General features: G+C 67.9%; 16 protein-coding genes and 1 riboswitch. Of the genes, 13 read left to right on the forward strand and 3 right to left on the reverse strand.

Annotated features, from left to right (window positions below):
• Positions 1–2: 2 nt before the first annotated feature.
• Entirely contained in the window at positions 3–1,544 is a 1,542-nt protein-coding gene (locus tag RHA1_RS07710) for an AMP-binding protein (RefSeq protein WP_011594542.1), read from the reverse strand.
• 167 nt (positions 1,545–1,711) lie between these two features.
• On the opposite strand from RHA1_RS07710, the gene RHA1_RS07715 reads away from it, so the two are divergent.
• The gene (locus tag RHA1_RS07715; protein ID WP_011594543.1) at positions 1,712–2,530 is read left to right on the forward strand and encodes a maleylpyruvate isomerase family mycothiol-dependent enzyme; all 819 of its coding nucleotides are present in this window, start codon (positions 1,712–1,714) and stop codon (positions 2,528–2,530) included.
• 5 nt (positions 2,531–2,535) lie between these two features.
• The gene (locus RHA1_RS07720) at positions 2,536–3,219 is read left to right on the forward strand and encodes a Type 1 glutamine amidotransferase-like domain-containing protein (RefSeq protein WP_011594544.1); all 684 of its coding nucleotides are present in this window, start codon (positions 2,536–2,538) and stop codon (positions 3,217–3,219) included.
• A 29-nt stretch (positions 3,220–3,248) separates the two neighbouring features.
• Here the strand turns inward: RHA1_RS07720 and RHA1_RS07725 are convergent, their stop codons facing one another.
• A complete protein-coding gene (locus RHA1_RS07725; protein WP_011594545.1) occupies positions 3,249–3,578 on the reverse strand; it encodes a hypothetical protein in 330 nt (109 codons plus the stop codon).
• Between the two features lie 513 nt (positions 3,579–4,091).
• Between RHA1_RS07725 and RHA1_RS07730 the strand changes: the two genes are divergently transcribed.
• The 6 genes from RHA1_RS07730 (at position 4,092) to RHA1_RS07755 (ending at position 9,488) form a co-directional block, all read left to right on the forward strand.
• Positions 4,092–5,465, forward strand: coding sequence for an FAD-binding oxidoreductase (locus RHA1_RS07730; RefSeq protein ID WP_011594546.1), 1,374 nt, complete (start codon positions 4,092–4,094; stop codon positions 5,463–5,465).
• Between the two features lie 182 nt (positions 5,466–5,647).
• Positions 5,648–6,766 (forward strand): glycoside hydrolase family 183 protein, encoded by a 1,119-nt coding sequence (locus tag RHA1_RS07735; protein ID WP_009474276.1) that lies wholly within the window; start codon positions 5,648–5,650, stop codon positions 6,764–6,766.
• A gap of 65 nt (positions 6,767–6,831) precedes the next feature.
• Positions 6,832–7,107 (forward strand): GNAT family N-acetyltransferase, encoded by a 276-nt coding sequence (locus tag RHA1_RS07740; RefSeq protein WP_005252788.1) that lies wholly within the window; start codon positions 6,832–6,834, stop codon positions 7,105–7,107.
• Positions 7,091–7,633, forward strand: coding sequence for a DUF3558 domain-containing protein (locus RHA1_RS07745; protein WP_011594548.1), 543 nt, complete (start codon positions 7,091–7,093; stop codon positions 7,631–7,633). Before RHA1_RS07740 ends, RHA1_RS07745 begins: the two co-directional genes overlap by 17 nt.
• Entirely contained in the window at positions 7,630–8,163 is a 534-nt protein-coding gene (locus RHA1_RS07750) for a DUF3558 domain-containing protein (RefSeq protein ID WP_011594549.1), read from the forward strand. Before RHA1_RS07745 ends, RHA1_RS07750 begins: the two co-directional genes overlap by 4 nt.
• Before the next feature lie 83 nt (positions 8,164–8,246).
• On the forward strand, positions 8,247–9,488 hold the full coding sequence (locus RHA1_RS07755) for an MFS transporter (RefSeq protein ID WP_011594550.1): 1,242 nt from the start codon (positions 8,247–8,249) through the stop codon (positions 9,486–9,488).
• Here the strand turns inward: RHA1_RS07755 and RHA1_RS07760 are convergent.
• Positions 9,481–11,034: a carboxylesterase/lipase family protein gene (locus RHA1_RS07760; RefSeq protein WP_011594551.1), complete on the reverse strand. Its 1,554-nt coding sequence runs from the start codon at positions 11,032–11,034 to the stop codon at positions 9,481–9,483. The two genes, RHA1_RS07755 and RHA1_RS07760, sit on opposite strands and share 8 nt — an antisense overlap.
• A 112-nt stretch (positions 11,035–11,146) precedes the next feature.
• Between RHA1_RS07760 and RHA1_RS07765 the strand changes: the two genes are divergently transcribed.
• The 5 genes from RHA1_RS07765 (at position 11,147) to RHA1_RS07785 (ending at position 15,322) form a co-directional block, all read left to right on the forward strand.
• Positions 11,147–11,824 carry an NUDIX hydrolase gene (locus RHA1_RS07765; RefSeq protein WP_011594552.1) on the forward strand — a complete coding sequence of 226 codons (678 nt, stop codon included), beginning with the start codon at positions 11,147–11,149 and terminating at the stop codon, positions 11,822–11,824.
• Positions 11,825–11,881: 57 nt separating this feature from the next.
• Positions 11,882–11,977: riboswitch (TPP riboswitch) on the forward strand.
• Positions 11,971–12,693, forward strand: a complete 723-nt coding sequence (locus tag RHA1_RS07770; RefSeq protein WP_011594553.1) for a TenA family protein — start codon at positions 11,971–11,973, stop codon at positions 12,691–12,693. It overlaps the preceding riboswitch by 7 nt.
• The gene (locus RHA1_RS07775; RefSeq protein ID WP_016883041.1) at positions 12,678–13,718 is read left to right on the forward strand and encodes an ABC transporter substrate-binding protein; all 1,041 of its coding nucleotides are present in this window, start codon (positions 12,678–12,680) and stop codon (positions 13,716–13,718) included. The genes RHA1_RS07770 and RHA1_RS07775 overlap by 16 nt, the downstream gene beginning before the upstream one ends.
• Positions 13,696–14,517 (forward strand): ABC transporter permease, encoded by an 822-nt coding sequence (locus tag RHA1_RS07780; RefSeq protein WP_009474284.1) that lies wholly within the window; start codon positions 13,696–13,698, stop codon positions 14,515–14,517. Before RHA1_RS07775 ends, RHA1_RS07780 begins: the two co-directional genes overlap by 23 nt.
• The gene (locus RHA1_RS07785) at positions 14,510–15,322 is read left to right on the forward strand and encodes an ABC transporter ATP-binding protein (RefSeq protein WP_011594555.1); all 813 of its coding nucleotides are present in this window, start codon (positions 14,510–14,512) and stop codon (positions 15,320–15,322) included. Before RHA1_RS07780 ends, RHA1_RS07785 begins: the two co-directional genes overlap by 8 nt.
• Positions 15,323–15,325 lie beyond the last annotated feature (3 nt).

The following is a 15,325-nucleotide window of genomic DNA, read 5'->3' on the forward strand; positions in this document are numbered from 1 at the left end:
GTTCAGCCGGCGTTCAGGTACCGGGCACGGAGTTTGTGCTTGACGAGTTTGCCCGTGGGTGTGCGCGGCAGGTCGTCGGAGAAGTCGATGCTGCGCGGCGCCTTGAAGTGACTCACCCGGTCGCGCACGTAGTCGAGTAATTCGCGGGCGACGGCATCGGACGGCTCCACCCCCTCGACGAGTTGCACGACGGCTTTGACCTGTTCGCCCATCTCCTCGTCGGGCACGCCGATCACCGCGACGTCGAACACCTTGGGATGCATGGTGAGAACGTTTTCCGACTCCTGCGGGTAGATGTTCACCCCACCCGAGATGATCATGAACGCGGCGCGGTCGGTGAGGTAGAGGAAGCGGTCGGAGTCGATGTACCCGATGTCGCCGCTCGTGGTCCACGTCGGATGGTCGGGGTGCGTCGCGGATTCGGTCTTGACCGGGTCGTTGTGATACTCGAACGGCCGTTCCTCCCTCTCCCAGTAGACGGTCCCGATGTCACCGACGGGCACGTCCGCACCGTTGTCGTCGCAGATGTGCACGATGCCCATGACCCCGTCGTGGCCGACCGATCCCGGCTTCGCGAGGGCCTGGGCGCTGTCGATGAACGTGGCACCGGCCCCTTCGGTGGATGCGTAGTACTCGTGGATCACCGGGCCCCACCACTCGATCATCGAACGTTTCACGTCGGGCGGGCACGGCGCCGCCGCGTGGATCGCCACCTTCAGACTCGACACGTCGAACTTGTCGCGAACGTCCTTGGGCAGCTTCAGCATCCGGACGAACATCGTCGGGACCCACTGGCTGTGGGTCACCCGGTACTCCTCGATGAGCCGCAGCGCCTCCTCGGCGTCGAAGCGGTCCATCAGGACGATCGTGCCGCCGACGGAGGTGATGGTGCCGCAGAAGCGCAGCGGCGCTGCGTGATACAGGGGTGCGGGGCACAGATAGACGGTGTCGGAATCGAATCCGTACATCGGGGCGAACACGGCGGTGTACGGATCCGTGGTGGTGTTCACCTCACCCTCCGGGAGAGCGGGTTTGATCCCCTTGGGCCTGCCGGTGGTGCCCGACGAGTACAGCATGTCCTGCCCGCGGGGCTGCGAATCGAGCGGTTCGGCCGACTGCGCCGCCACGGCGTCGTCGTAGCTGTCGAATCCGTCGAGCTCGCCGCCGTATACGAGACGGTGACGGACGCGGGGCAGCTGATTCTCCTCGCGCGGCACGGCGCCGCCCGCGTCGGCGGAAACGATGAGCACCTCGGCTCCGCAGTCGTCCACGACGTAGCCGGCTTCCTCCGGGGTGAGATGCCAGTTCACCACGGTGATGTACAGCCCCGATCGCAGCGCTGCCCAGTACACCTCGAGAACCCGGAGGTCGTTGCTCGACACGAGCGCCAGGTGGTCGCCGACCTTCAGGCCGAGCGAACGCAGGTGCCGTGCGAGGCGGGTGGACCGCTCGTCCAGCTCCCGGTAGGTCAGCTGCTCCCCCGTCGAGGGACGAATGACAGCGGGCTTGTCCGGGGTGGTCGCCACGAAGTTTCCAGGGAACATCCGCACTCCTTTTGTTAATGGAGATTCTCACCACGGGTCTACCACACCGGACCCGGGACGGGGAGGTCTTCGACGCCGTCACCGGCGCATTCGTCCGCCCGCGGCGAAAACGCTCGGACGCTCCGGCGGGAGGTCCTACAGTTGAGGCAAAAGGAGGCGTACGACCCGTGAATGCCCTGCAGAAGGAACCGATCCTCGACGCATTGTTCGAGGAATGGGACGTACTCGACGACGTGCTGTCCACGTTGTCCGGCGACGCGTGGTTCACGCCCACCGCGCTCCCGGGCTGGACCGTCCACGACGTGACCGCGCATCTCATCGGCACGGAGTCGCTCCTTGCCGGAATCTCCGCACCGCACACCAGTATCGACGTCCGCTGCCTCGCGCACGTGCGCAACGAGATCGGTGCGTTCAACGAAGAGTGGGTCGAGGGCCTGCGGGGGTGCTCCGGCCCCGAAATGCTCGAGCGCTTCCGGGTGATCGTGGCCCGCAGGCGGTCGGAGCTGAGCGAGATGACCGACGAGGCGTTCGAGGCCGAGACCACCACACCGGTCGGTCAGGCGCCCTACCTCCGGTTCATGCGCATCCGCGTGTTCGACTGCTGGATGCACGAGCTCGACCTGCGCGACGCCCTCGCGCTGCCCGGCGACGAGGGCGGCCTGCGCGGGGAGACGGCGTTCGAGGAGATCGCGGGCGCTGTCGCGTTCCTCGTCGGCAAGCGCGGCAAGGCCCCGGACGGGTCGAGGATCACCCTGGAGCTGACGGGACCGCTTGCGCGGAACATTCACGTCGCCGTCGACGGCAGAGCCGCGGTGGTCGACGCACTGCCGTCCGAGGCCACCGCGACCGTGACTCTCGACTCCCGGCTGTTCACCCGGTTGGCGGGCGGCCGGACGACGGCGGCCGATCACCGCGACGAGATCGCGTTGAGCGGCGACACCGCCGTGGGCAAGAGGATCGTCGACAACCTCGCGTTCACGATCTGACCGCGGTGCGCCTGTTCCTGTCCTCGTATCGGTTCGGCGCGGATCCCGCGCCGCTGCTCTCGCTCGTCGGCAACCCGGGGCGCGTGGGGGTGATCGCCGCGGCCGCGGACGCGTGGCCGCGGACGGCGCGGACGTCCGCGGTCGTGAGTGACGTGATGCCGCTGACGCGGCTGGGCTTCACCCCGGAAGAGGTGGATCTGCGCGACTACATCGGCAGCGACGGACAGGCGCGGTCGGCCGCGCTGAGGGAGCGGCTGGAGGGGTTCGGCATGCTGTGGGTGCGCGGTGGGAACACGTTCGTGTTGCGCGCGCAGATGGCCCGGAGCGGGGCGGACCGGGCGATCCCGGAACTACTGCTGAGCGATTCGCTGGTGTACGCCGGCTACAGCGCGGGGGCGTGTGTGATGACTCCGACGCTGCACGGTCTCGACTCCTCCGATGACCCGGCGGAGGTGGTCGCAACCTGCGGCATGGAGCCGCTCTGGGACGGCCTGGGCGTGGTGGGCTTCGCGATCGTGCCGCATCACCCGCCTGCGGAGCTTCCAGGGGCCGAAGACGCCGTGCCCTTGGAGGACGCGGCAGCCGTTCGGCGCACTGTCACCGCTTTGAGGCTCGCCGGCATCGAGTACCGCACCTTGACGGACGATCAGGCGATCGTCGTGAACGGAGATCGAACCGAACTCGTGTGACGACGGCGAGCCCTGCGGCGGGAAGGCCTTCAGCCGAAGACGGCGACCGGAACGGACGGAGTGAACGGGGCGACGCGGTCGAGTGCGGCCCAGGTGACCTCGCAGCGCTTGGCGGTGACTTCGTCCGCGTCGGCGAGGAGCGTGTTCAGGAGGGTCTTCGGGTTCAGGCGCCATTCCTGCACCATGGACCGAACTTCCTCGTTGGTGAACAATCCCGAACCGGCCAGTGCGAAGATCCATTCGTCGAACTCGCCACGGTGGATCTGTTCGATGGAATCGTAGTCGATGCCACCGTCCAGGAACTCGTACGAGAACATCGCGGAGATGTAGCTGCTGGGATCTCGGTGGAGTGCATTCATCGGTGCGGGTCCTTCCAGGGTCGGTGCGGCAAAACCCGGCCCCAACCGTGTTCTAGCTCACATTTCGTGAGAATCTCCGTTTGGGTGTAACGCCTCGCCGGTGTTTGACGATGCAAGACGCTAACCCGTAGAAGTGAGTTTTTGCATTGCCTGGTCGATACGATCCGGTAACAGAGTGACGAATGTGACCTGTGTTACACCCGATTTGTCCGGGTCCTCACGGTTCACGGGACGCCCCTACCTGCATTTTCTCCTCCGGACCGACGTGCATACCCCATCGCCGGAACCCCGGAAAAAATTCACCCCCCTGATCCCACATCGTGAGACTCCTACGCGTAAGTAACTAACAGATGGACTATTGGGGTGTCGCTTCTGCACCGAACGTCCAGGTTGGAGCGATATCCGAACAATCGGGTCGGAATCGGTTCAGTTGGACGTCTGACCAATTCGAGGACACCGGCGGCCCGCTGGGTTACCGTCGGGGCGCCCGACACCCGCATTTCAGGAGTCACGATGACGGTCACCGACGACGCACTCGCGACGCTCGCCGCCGCGCTCCCCCAGGGGTGCCTCGTCACCGATCCGGACATCCTGGTCTCCTATCGCCAGGACTGGGCGCGCGACCCCGACGCCGTCCGCCCCCTCGCCGTCGCCCGCCCCGCGACCACCGAGGACGTCCAGGTGGTGATGCGCTGGGCGACCGAGCACCGGGTCCCCGTGATCCCGCGCGGTGCGGGATCCGGGCTCAGCGGCGGCGCCACCGCCGTAGCGGGGTGCGTCGTGGTCAGCACCGAGCGCATGCGCCGGATCGATGTGGACCCGGTGACACGGATCGCCGTCGTCGAACCGGGACTGCTCAACGCGGAGGTCAAGGCCGCCGCCGCCGAGCACGGACTCTGGTACCCACCGGATCCGTCGTCGTTCGAGATGTGTTCGATCGGCGGCAACGTCGCGACCAACGCCGGCGGGCTGTGCTGCGTCAAGTACGGCGTCACCACCGACTACGTCCTCGCGCTGCGCGTGGTCCTCGCGGACGGGACGGACGTGCGCCTGGGCGGGCCGCGTCTGAAGGACGTGGCCGGCCTGTCGCTGACCAAGCTGTTCGTCGGGAGCGAGGGAACCCTCGGCATCGTCACGGAGGCGACGCTGAGGCTGATCCCGGCCCAGCCGCCGTCGAGCACCCTCGTCGCGTCGTTCGCCTCCGTCCAGGCCGCCGCCGACACGGTGCTGGCCATCACCCGCACGCTGCGGCCGTCGATGCTCGAGTTCATGGATCGCGCCTCGATCGGCGCCGTCGAGGACGCGCTGAAGATGGGCCTGGACCGGACGGCGGAGGCGATGCTCATCGCCCGCTCGGACGCGCCCGGTGCGATTGCGGCCGAAGAGATTTCCGTGATGGCGGACGCGTGCACGGCGAACGGCGCATCCGAGGTGTTCACCACCGACGACCCCGAGGAGGGCGAAGCCTTCGCCGCGGCAAGACGATTCGCGATCCCCGCGGTCGAGAGACTCGGCAGCCTGCTCCTCGAGGACGTCGGGGTCCCACTCCCGAAACTGCCTGCGCTGGTGGAGGGAATCGCTGCCATCTCCCGCGAGCGTGACGTGATGGTGGCGGTGATCGCGCACGCGGGCGACGGAAACACGCACCCGCTCATCGTGTTCGACCCTGAGGACGCCGCGATGGCCGAGCGTGCTCACCTCGCCTTCGGCGAGATCATGGACCTCGCAATCTCTCTCGGCGGCACGATCACCGGCGAGCACGGCGTCGGCCGGCTGAAGAAGGCCTGGCTGCCCGACCAGTTGGGCGAGGACGTCATGGAATTGACGCATCGAATCAAGAACGCACTGGACCCGCTGGGGATCCTCAACCCCGGAGCGATTCTGTAGCTACGCCGGCGGGATGCGAGACCCAATGGTTACCCAAGGGACTGGTGTGGCAGGTGAGGTATTGCTAGCGTGACCGGACCCGACTCGATTCCTCGCAGAGAGGTGCGCTCGTGACCAGACTCCGCCGTGTCGCCTCCCTGGCGATGCCCGCCTTACTTGCTTCTACCTGCACGTTTTTCACGATGACGCCCCCCGTCGCGACGGCGGCGCCGTGCCTCGGCGGAACCGGCAGCCTCGGATCGAGCGGCTCCAACCAGGGCATCAACCCCATTCCCTGGCTCAACGGAAGCGACGGTCGCCTTCCCGAGTTGCGTGGCAAAACTCAGGCTATCGCGCACATCACCGGACCGCGCAGCTCCAACGACACGATCGGCAGGTTCCGGGTGCTCGGCACCGACCTCGGCATCATGTGGGACAACGGCGGCGGTGAGATCCTCACCGCGTTCGGTGACACCGTCGGGCTGAGCGACAACCCGCTGTGCGGTCTGGTCGGCGACTGGCGCAGCAACATCCTGTTGCGCAGCTCCGACAAGGACCTCACCGACGGGATGCGCATCGACAATTCCCCGGTCGATACCCCGAACCATTCCAAGGAGATCATCCAGAGCAAGAAGATCCCGGGTGTGGAGCAGACCGTCATCCCCACCACCGGCATCTCGGTCGGCGAGGGTCCCGGCGCGACGCAGTACATCAACTACATGTCCGTGCGGAGCTGGGGTGCCCCCGGCGAGTGGGACACCAACGCGTCCGGCATCGCGTACTCCGTGGACAACGGCGAGAACTGGGTCACCGATCCCCTGACGCTGCGGCCCAACGTGCCCGGCACGGGCGCCGAGAACTTCCAGATGGGCTCGTACGTCAAGCACGACGGGTTCGTCTACGGGTTCGGCACGCCGTCGGGTCGTTCCGGCGACGCCCGGTTGTCGCGGGTGAAGGAAGCGGACATCCGGAACCTCACGTTGTACGAGTACTGGGACGGCAAGGCGTGGGCGAAGGCCAACGCCACCGTCGCCGCACCCGTCATACCCGGACCCGTCAGCGAGTTGTCGGTGCAGTTCAACCAGTACCTCGGTCAGTTCGTGGCGATGTACACCGATGCCGGCAATTCGGTGGTCATGCGCCGGTCCGACCACCTCGAATCCGGCTGGAGCGAACCCGAGGTGCTGGTGAGCAGCCGGGACGTGCCCGAGCTGTACGGCGCTTACATGCACCCGTGGTCGCAGGGATCCGATCTGTATTTCCTGGCCACCACCTGGTCGGACTACAACGTCATGCTGCTGCGCACCAACCTCGCGGACTGACGGTAATCTGCGAGTGACAGCGTGCGCGGGTCAGCGCGCACGCCACACGAGCAGAGGAGCGGTCTGTGGCGGCCACGGTGGAGCACGACGTGTCGGAATCCCGGTTCGAGATCTACCTCGACGGCCAGCTGGCCGGATACGCCGACTATTTCGAGCGGAACGGTGCCCGCGACTTCCACCACACCGTCACGTACCCCCAGTTCCGCGGTCAGGGTCTGGCCGCGGAAGTGGTGAAGGCCGCCCTCGACGACACGAAGGCCAGCGGGCTCACCGTGATTCCGTCGTGCTCGTACGTCGAGAAGTACATCGCCGAGAATCCGAGCTATGCGGAGCTCGTCTGATCCGGTCCGCCTGACCGTCCGCGCGTCGTGTCTGGTCGCCGCGGCGGTCGTGCTGGCCGGCTGCGGTGCCGGCGACGGTTCCGAGACCGATCCGGCGGTGTCCACCCAGACCACGGCGGTGGCCGCGCAGCCCGGCGCGTTCGTGGGTGAATGCGGATCGCTGACCGACGCGGAGGTGTACGAGCGCGCCGGGATCACCGCGCTCACCCCGGTGTCGCGCAACGGCATCAAGTGCCGGTGGGAAGCGGACGGCGGCGAACGGTACGTGATGTTCACCTGGTACCGCGGCAGCCCCATCGACCGGGAGCGGTCGGTGGCCAAGGGCATCGGTCACGAGGTCCACGACCTCGAGATCGCCGGGCACCGCGGGTTCTCCTCGCAGAACGTCGGATTCTGCGAGGTCGCGCTCGGCACGGGTTCCGACTTCGTGCACTGGCTGGTCCGCTACGGCACGGCCACCGCACCCTCCGATCCGTGCGCGGCCCCCACCGCGCTCGGCCGGCTGACGTTGGAGAAGGTCAAGTGAGCGCCGGCCGCCGGGTCGCCGCGGCGCTGGCGTCGGCGTCGGCGATGATCCTGGCCGGCTGCGGCACCTCCGTCACCGGTAGTCCCCTGCCCGAGGGCGCCGCAACCACCGACGACGGCGGCTCGCCGCAGTTCGACAAACTCCTCCGCGAGTGCGACGCCGTCCCCAACGACAAGATCGCGGAGACCCTCCACGGCGCCGGCATCGACCAGTACTTCTTCGGCGCGGTGTGCATGTGGACGGTGTCGTCCGCCGCCGGTTCGATCGACGTCACGTTCGGCTGGTTCGAGAACAACTCGCTGCAACGCGAGCGGAGTGTGGCGGATGGGCTGGGCTACCAGGTGGAAACAACGTCGATCGCGGGCACGTCGGCGTTCAGCGCCCGGCGTCCGGGTGATTCGGCGACGTGCGGGATCACCGCCGCCTACTCGGGCGTCATCACCTGGTGGGTGCAGCAGCGGTCGGGCACCGGCGACCCGTGCGACGGAGCGCGTACCCTCGCCGAACTGACCCTGCAACGCAACCAGTAGCGGCCGAAATTCGCTCGCGGTGGCCCCGACCTCGCTGTTAGCGTCGAAGGACTACCGATCGAGCCGACCAGAGGACCCTTGCCGTGACCGCCACCGAGACGGCTGTGACTCGCCGGTTCGGGCCCCTGATCCTCCTGAACCTCGCGACGCTGTTCTCGTCCACCGGCAACGGCATCGCGATCGTCGTGCTGCCCTGGCTCGTGCTCGAGAGGACAGGTCGCGCGTCCGACGCCGCGATCGTCGCGGGCGCGGCCACCCTTCCGCTGCTGGTGTCGAGCCTGTTCGCGGGCACGTTCGTCGACCTGTTCGGACGTCGTCGCACGTCGATGATCTCCGACTGCCTGTCCGCCCTGTCCGTGGCGGCCATCCCGGTGATCGCGAACACGACGGGCCTCACCGTCACGGTGATCGCCGTCCTCGCCGCGATCGGCGCCGCGTTCGATCCGGCCGGAATTGCGGCGCGGGAGTCGATGCTGCCGGCCGCCACGAAGTCCGCGGGCTGGTCACTCGACCGGATGAACAGCCTCTACGAGGCCAACTACAACGTGGCGTATCTCGTCGGACCGGGCATCGGCGGTGTCCTCATCGCGACGGTGGGTGCGGTGAACACGTTGTGGGTCACCGCCGTCGGCTTCGTGCTGTCCGTGGTGACCATCGCGTTCCTGCGACTGGAGAACGCCGGCAGACCCGACACCTCCACGCGCCCGACGTCCATCTGGCACGGCACGCTCGAGGGCCTGAAGTTCGTGTGGCACAACCGGCTCCTGCGCACGATCGCTCTCGTCGACATGGCGGTGGTCGCGCTGTACATGCCCGTCGAGTCGGTGGTGTTCCCGGTGTACTTCACCGAACTCGACAAGCCCGCGCAACTGGGTTCGGTGCTGATGGCACTCAGTATCGGCGGTGTGGTGGGTGCCCTCGCGTACGGACCGCTCGCGCCGTACGTGTCGCGCAGGATGCTGATGGTGGTGGCGGTGACGGTGCTGGGCGCGGCCATGGTCGCGATGGCGTTCCTGCCGCCGCTGTGGGCGATTCTGGCGCTGGCCCTCCTCCAGGGTCTCGTGTTCGGTCCGGTCGGCCCGATCGCCAACTACGCCATGCAAACTCGCAGTCCGGAGCACATGCGGGGGCGCGTCACCGGGGTCATGACGTCCACCGCGTACGCCGCGGGTCCGCTGGGTTACCTGCTGGCCGGTCCGCTCCTCGACAAGTGGGGAATTCAGCCGACGTTCTTCGTGCTCGCGATCCCGGTCCTGATCATCGGGCTGGCCTGCTTCGCGCTGCCCGTTCTGAAGGAACTGGACGACAAGGTGCCCGTCAGTTGAAGCCCATGACGTCGTTGCCCCAGGCGATCCGCATCTCGTGGTCGGGGTCCTTCACGAGGGTGTCCGCGCCGTCGATCAGCAACGTCGAGCGGTTCTCCTCGTCGTAGGGGGCCCAGTGTTTGGACCCGTCCAGCGCGGCGGGGACACCGTGTCGCGCGAACGCGAGCCACCGGCGCTGGATCCGGCCCGACACCTCGAGCGCCGTCTTCCGGCCGCCGAGCCAGAACGTCGGGTCGATGTTGAGGGTGTCGAAATTGCCGAAGACGTACGGGAGTTCGGTGGCGTGGCCGGCTCCGATGCGCGCGGCCTTGAGCATCGGCGTGGCCTGATCGAACCGGTACATCCAGGTCGGCGAGTGCCTGCTGTGGGCGTCGGCCACCCACAGGGCGGGCATCCGGAACGCGGCGTCCCGCGACATCGCGAGCGCGCCCTTCGGCTTTCCGCGGTCCGGGTACGCCGACAGGATGTCGGCGAGGCGGGCGGCGGGCAGTTCGGGGTGATCGGCCGCGATCGCCCTCAGCATCTCCTGCACCGAATCCGACGTGACCGGCAGCAGAGGCGATTTCATGAACTTGAAGATCGACGACTCGTCCTTGTTGGAACCGATGATGAGAGGGATGCGGTGGGAGTGGCCCTTCTGGAACGCGGCCACCGGATAGCGGGGCAGGAAGTCGCGGTCCACCACGGGCGCCATGGCGAGCGTGCCCGGAATCCTCGTCGGCACCTCGTTGACGAGTGTGTCGCTGGCCTCTATCACCGTGCGGTACGGAAGGTGCAGCAGTGTGTCGATCTGCGCGGGTTCCACCTCGAGGATGTCGAGGAACTGTTTCGCGACGGTGGCCGCCCGCTCGCTCCCGTAGACCGACGTGGCGGGCGGGCTCTGGGCGATCGCGCGGTGGAAGAGCCCCTCCGCGCTCGGACACGTCATCAGCGTGGTGATCGATCCAGCCCCGGACGACTCCCCGAACACCGTCACCTCGTCCGGGTCACCGCCGAACGACGCGATGTTGTCGCGCACCCATTCGAGGGCCGCGACCTGGTCACGCAGCCCGCAGTTGGTCTCGAACACCCGCTCGGCCGTCGAGAACGACGACAGGTCGAGGAAGCCGAGCGCTCCCACCCGGTAGTTGAACGAGACCAGCACGACGTCGCCGAGAGTAGACAGGATGCGCCCGTTGTAGATGCCCTGAGCTGCTGTTCCCAGGCAGTAGGCACCGCCGTGGATCCACACCATCACCGGCCGCGGGGTGCCGTCGGGTTTCGGGGCCCAGACGTTGACGGACAGGCAGTCCTCGTCCATCTCGAGTCCGGCATCGATGGGGACGGCGGTGCCGTGCCCCTGCGGCGCCATCGGGCCGAAGTCGACGCAGTCGCGCACACCGTCCCACGGTGTGGGCGGGGCCGGGGCGCGGAACCGCAGATCGCCGACGGGGGCCGCGGCGAACGGAATGCCCTTCCACGCGTAGACGTCGCCCTCGGGGTAGCCACGCACCTCACCGTCCCGGGCGCGGACGACGAGCGTGTCGCCGGACTTGTCGACCTCCACGGACGAATCTCCTCACGCAGCACGTTCCGGGAATCTCTCGCCAAACTACCAACGATGAGTAGGCAGTACCGATCGAACGCGACATAGATCAACAGTGCGCTAACATTCCCGCGTGGCCGCATGGACCGATTCCGGGGGCAAGAGCCTCCTCGACTACCCGCGCCCGTCCGTGGCGGTCGACGTCGCCGTCCTCACCGTCGACGGCCCGGAACTGAAAGTTCTTGTGGTTCCGGATCGTTCGGGCCGGCTCGCCCTCCCCGGCACGTTTCTCCACGAGGGTGAGCGACTGCGGGACGCCGCCGAGCGGTGCCTGCGGATCAAGGCCGGCCTGACGGGCACCGAATTCCATCAGCTGGCGATGCTGGACGATCCCGGCCGCGACGATCGCGGGTGGGTGCTGTCGATGACGCACGGCGCCGCGCTGCCCCGCACGGCGCTCCCCCGCGACACGATGTTGATCACCGTCGACGACGACCGGGTGACGCAGGACCTGGCGTTCGACCACGCGGACGGCGTCACCCTCGCCGTCGCCGACCTGAGAGAGCGATACGCGCGGGCCGTCGACCCGTCCGGCCTGGCCGGCGACACGTTCACGGTGCTCGAACTCCGCCGGGTGTACGAGGTGGTGTTCGGGCGTCCCCTGCCGAAGGACTCGTTCCGCCGGCACCTGATGCCGGCCCTCGAGAACACCGGTGACATGGCCGTCGTCGGGACCGGCCGGCCCGCGGAGATCTACCGGCGCGGACCCGCACCCCTTCCGCCGAGCGCGGCCGCGTTCCTCGCCGGCTGAGCCCCTCCACCGACCCGGGCCTTTCCGCCCGCGGCAGGGCCGGTGCTAGGGTCGGCTTGTTCTGACACGGGGTGCTCCGCACGGGCGGGGCTGAGAACACACCCGGGAACCTGCTCAGGTAATGCTGACGAAGGGATGTCAACGTTGTGAATAGCTCTGTCCAAGATGCTGCCGGCGCCGGCCAGCACGCCCGATTCACGGACCACTTGTGGGACCGGACCAAGGTGCTGCGCGAGGCGATCGACGAACTCGAGTTCCTGCGCCGCCTCGGCGACGGAACGCTGCCGCTGGACGTGTTCCGCACGTACATCGAGCAGGATTTCCTGTACCTGACCGGGTACGCGAAGGCCCTCTCACTGGTGGCCGCGCACGCGCCGGGCCCGGTCGAGGCCGGCTTCTGGGCGGGTTCGGCCGCCGAGGCCGCCACGGTCGAGGCCACGCTGCACCAGAATCTGCTGACCAGCGGACAACTCCCCGAGTCGGACGTGGAGCCGCTGCATTCGCCGGCCTGCCTCGGGTACATCTCCTACCTGACGGCCGTCGCCGCCACCGAGCCGTACGCGGTGGCCGCCGCGGCGGTGCTGCCCTGCTTCTGGATCTACGCCGACGTCGGGCACCGGCTCGCGGCGAGCGCCCGCGAGGTGCTTTCCGCCGACCCGTCGCACCCGTACGCACAGTGGGTGACCACCTACGACGCGGAGGAGTTCCACGCCGCCGTCGCGAGGGCCCGCGAACTCGTGGATGCCGCGGCCGAGGCCGCGACCGACGCCCAGCGCGAGGCGATGACGGAGGCGTTCGTGATCGCCAGCCGCTACGAACTCATGTTCTGGGACACCGCTCTCAACAAGCAGGAATGGCCGGCGTCGTGACACTCTTCTCTCGTACCAAGCGCGCTGCCACCGCAGCCATCGTCCTGGTCTCCGCCCTGTCGCTGCTCACCGGTTGCGCCGGTGACTCGCAGTCCGGCGACACCATCCGGTTCGCACTCGACTGGACACCGAACACCAACCACACCGGCCTGTTCGTCGCCCAGCAGGAAGGCTGGTTCGCGGACGCCGGCCTCGATGTGCAGGTGCTGCCCTACAACGACACCTCGCCCGACACCCTGGTCGACGCCGGTAACGCGGAGTTCGGGGTGAGCTTCCAGAGTTCCGCGACGTTCTCGAAGGCCGCGGGCGCACAGACCACGTCGGTGATGGCTCCGCTGCAGCACTGGGCGACGGGCATCGCGGTGAAGGCGGATCGCGCCGACATCACCCGCCCCCGGGATCTGGACGGCAAGATCTACGCCGGGTTCGCGGATCCGGACGGCGAGGAGACGCTGAAGCAGATCATCCGGAACGACGGCGGCAAGGGCGAATTCACCACCGTCACGCTCGGCACCTCGGCGTACGAGGCCGTGTACTCCGGCACCGCCGACTTCACCGTCTCGTTCTTCGGCTGGGAGGGCATCGAGGCCGAGCACCAGGGCACCCCGATGCGCTACTTCCACTACACCGACTACGGCTTCCCGGATGCGTACGCGCTCGTCATCGAGGGCAACGAGCAATGGATGGCCGACCATCCCGAGCAGGCCCGCAAGTTCGTCCAGGCCCTGCAGCGCGGATACCAGTTCGCCGCCGACCGGCCGGACGAGGCCGCGCAGATCCTGATCGACGCCAACCCCGGCGCCTTCACCGACGAGTCCCTCGTGCGGGAGAGCCAGCAGATGCTGTCCTCCGAGTACATGAAGGACAGTTCCGGCAAGGTCGGGACCCAGACGGCCGAGCAGTGGGCGGGGTACTCCGGTTTCCTGTTCAAGCACGGCCTGCTCACCGGCCCCGACGGGGCACCGCTGACCACGGAACCCGACTGGTCGACGTATTTCACCAATGAGTACCTCACTCAGCCCTGACCCGAGTCTGCGCACTACGGCCCCGGGCACCTCCCCGCTGCTGCGGCGGGTGCTGCCCGCGGTCGTGGTCGTGGCACTGCTGGTCGTCGCGTGGCAGGTGTACGTGACGGTCAGCGATATCCGGCCGCAGGTGCTGCCGTCGCCGCTGCGGGTGGTCCAGCAGGGTTGGCGGGCGCGGGACGCCATCTCCGGTCACGCCTCCGCGACACTGCAGGTGACGCTGATCGGGTTCGCCGTCTCCCTGCTCTTCGCGTGGGCCCTCGCGGTGCTCGTGGACTTCTCCCCGTGGCTGCGACGCGCGTTCGTTCCACTGTTCGTCGTGTCGCAGACGCTGCCGATCATCGCGATCGCGCCGCTGATGATCATCTGGTTCGGATTCGGTCTGCTGCCGAAGATTCTCGTGATCGCCCTCGCCACGTTCTTCCCGATGACGATCGGACTGATCGAGGGTTTCGCCGCGGCCGACCGGGAGGCGGGCGCGTTGTTGCGCAGCATGGGCGCCTCACGGTGGCAGGAATTCCGCTACGTGCGGCTTCCGTCGGCGATCCCCCGGTTCTTCACGGCCCTGCGCATCGGCATCACGTACGCCGTGGTGGGTGCCGTGTTCGCCGAATACGTCGGGGCCACGTCCGGTCTCGGCATCTACATGGCGACGCAGAAGAACTCCTTCCGCACCGACCTCGTGCTGGCGGCGGTGCTCGTGACCGCCGTGATCAGCGTCAGCCTCTACCTGCTCACCTTCGCGGTCGAGCGTGTCGTCGCCCCGTGGATCAAGAACGAGAGGGCCCGGCATGAGTGAGACCGCGCGCGTCGCACTGTCCGGCCTGAGCAAGGGATTCCCGGTCCGCGGCGGCATCCGGCCCGTCCTCGACGACGTCTCGTTCACCGTCGAACCGGGTGAGTTCGTGTCGGTGATCGGCCCCAGCGGGTGCGGGAAGAGCACCGCGTTCTCCATGCTCGCCGGTCTCGACCAACCCGACTCCGGCACCGTCACGATCGGCGGCGAACCGGTGCGTCCCGCGGGGAGAGGCCCCGCGAAATGCGCGTACATGCCGCAGAAGGACCTGCTGTTCCCGTGGCGCACCGTCCTCGACAACACCACCCTCGGACTCGAGGTGCAGGGCGTGCCCCGGAAACAGGCGCGGGACAAGGCCCGGGAATTATTCTCCGTGTTCGGTCTCGGCGGGTTCGAGGACGCCCGTCCCAGCCAGCTGTCCGGCGGGATGCGGCAACGGGCCGCGATGCTGCGGACCGTCGTCCAGGACCGTCCGGTGCTGCTGCTCGACGAGCCGTTCGGCGCCCTGGATTCGTTGACCCGCACCGAGATGCAGACCTGGCTGCAGGATGTGTGGCAGCGCTACCGGTGGACCGTCCTGATGATCACCCACGACATCCGGGAGGCCGTCTACCTGTCGGACCGGGTGGTCGTGCTGTCCGCGCGGCCCGCCACCGTGCGGCGCGAGGTGACGGTGGGACTGCCCCGTCCCCGCGAACTGTCGATGATGACGTCGCCCGAGTTCGCGGACGTCGAACACGAACTGCTCGGGGTGCTCCACGAGGAGTCGCGGCGAGCACTCGTCGAGCAGGAGTCGGCCCGGCACTGAAAC

Source organism: Rhodococcus jostii RHA1 (genome assembly GCF_000014565.1).
Lineage (GTDB): Bacteria > Actinomycetota > Actinomycetes > Mycobacteriales > Mycobacteriaceae > Rhodococcus_F > Rhodococcus_F jostii_A.

Excerpts from the sequence above, each read along its gene's own strand:
- RHA1_RS07710 (WP_011594542.1), bottom strand. The coding sequence starts at position 1,544 with ATGTTCCCTGGAAACTTCGTGGCGACCACCCCGGACAAGCCCGCTGTC.
- RHA1_RS07725 (WP_011594545.1), bottom strand. The coding sequence starts at position 3,578 with ATGAATGCACTCCACCGAGATCCCAGCAGCTACATCTCCGCGATGTTC.
- RHA1_RS07730 (WP_011594546.1), top strand. The coding sequence starts at position 4,092 with ATGACGGTCACCGACGACGCACTCGCGACGCTCGCCGCCGCGCTCCCC.
- RHA1_RS07735 (WP_009474276.1), top strand. The coding sequence starts at position 5,648 with ATGACGCCCCCCGTCGCGACGGCGGCGCCGTGCCTCGGCGGAACCGGC.
- RHA1_RS07745 (WP_011594548.1), top strand. The coding sequence starts at position 7,091 with ATGCGGAGCTCGTCTGATCCGGTCCGCCTGACCGTCCGCGCGTCGTGT.
- RHA1_RS07775 (WP_016883041.1), top strand. The coding sequence starts at position 12,678 with ATGGCCGGCGTCGTGACACTCTTCTCTCGTACCAAGCGCGCTGCCACC.
- RHA1_RS07780 (WP_009474284.1), top strand. The coding sequence starts at position 13,696 with ATGAGTACCTCACTCAGCCCTGACCCGAGTCTGCGCACTACGGCCCCG.
- RHA1_RS07785 (WP_011594555.1), top strand. The coding sequence starts at position 14,510 with ATGAGTGAGACCGCGCGCGTCGCACTGTCCGGCCTGAGCAAGGGATTC.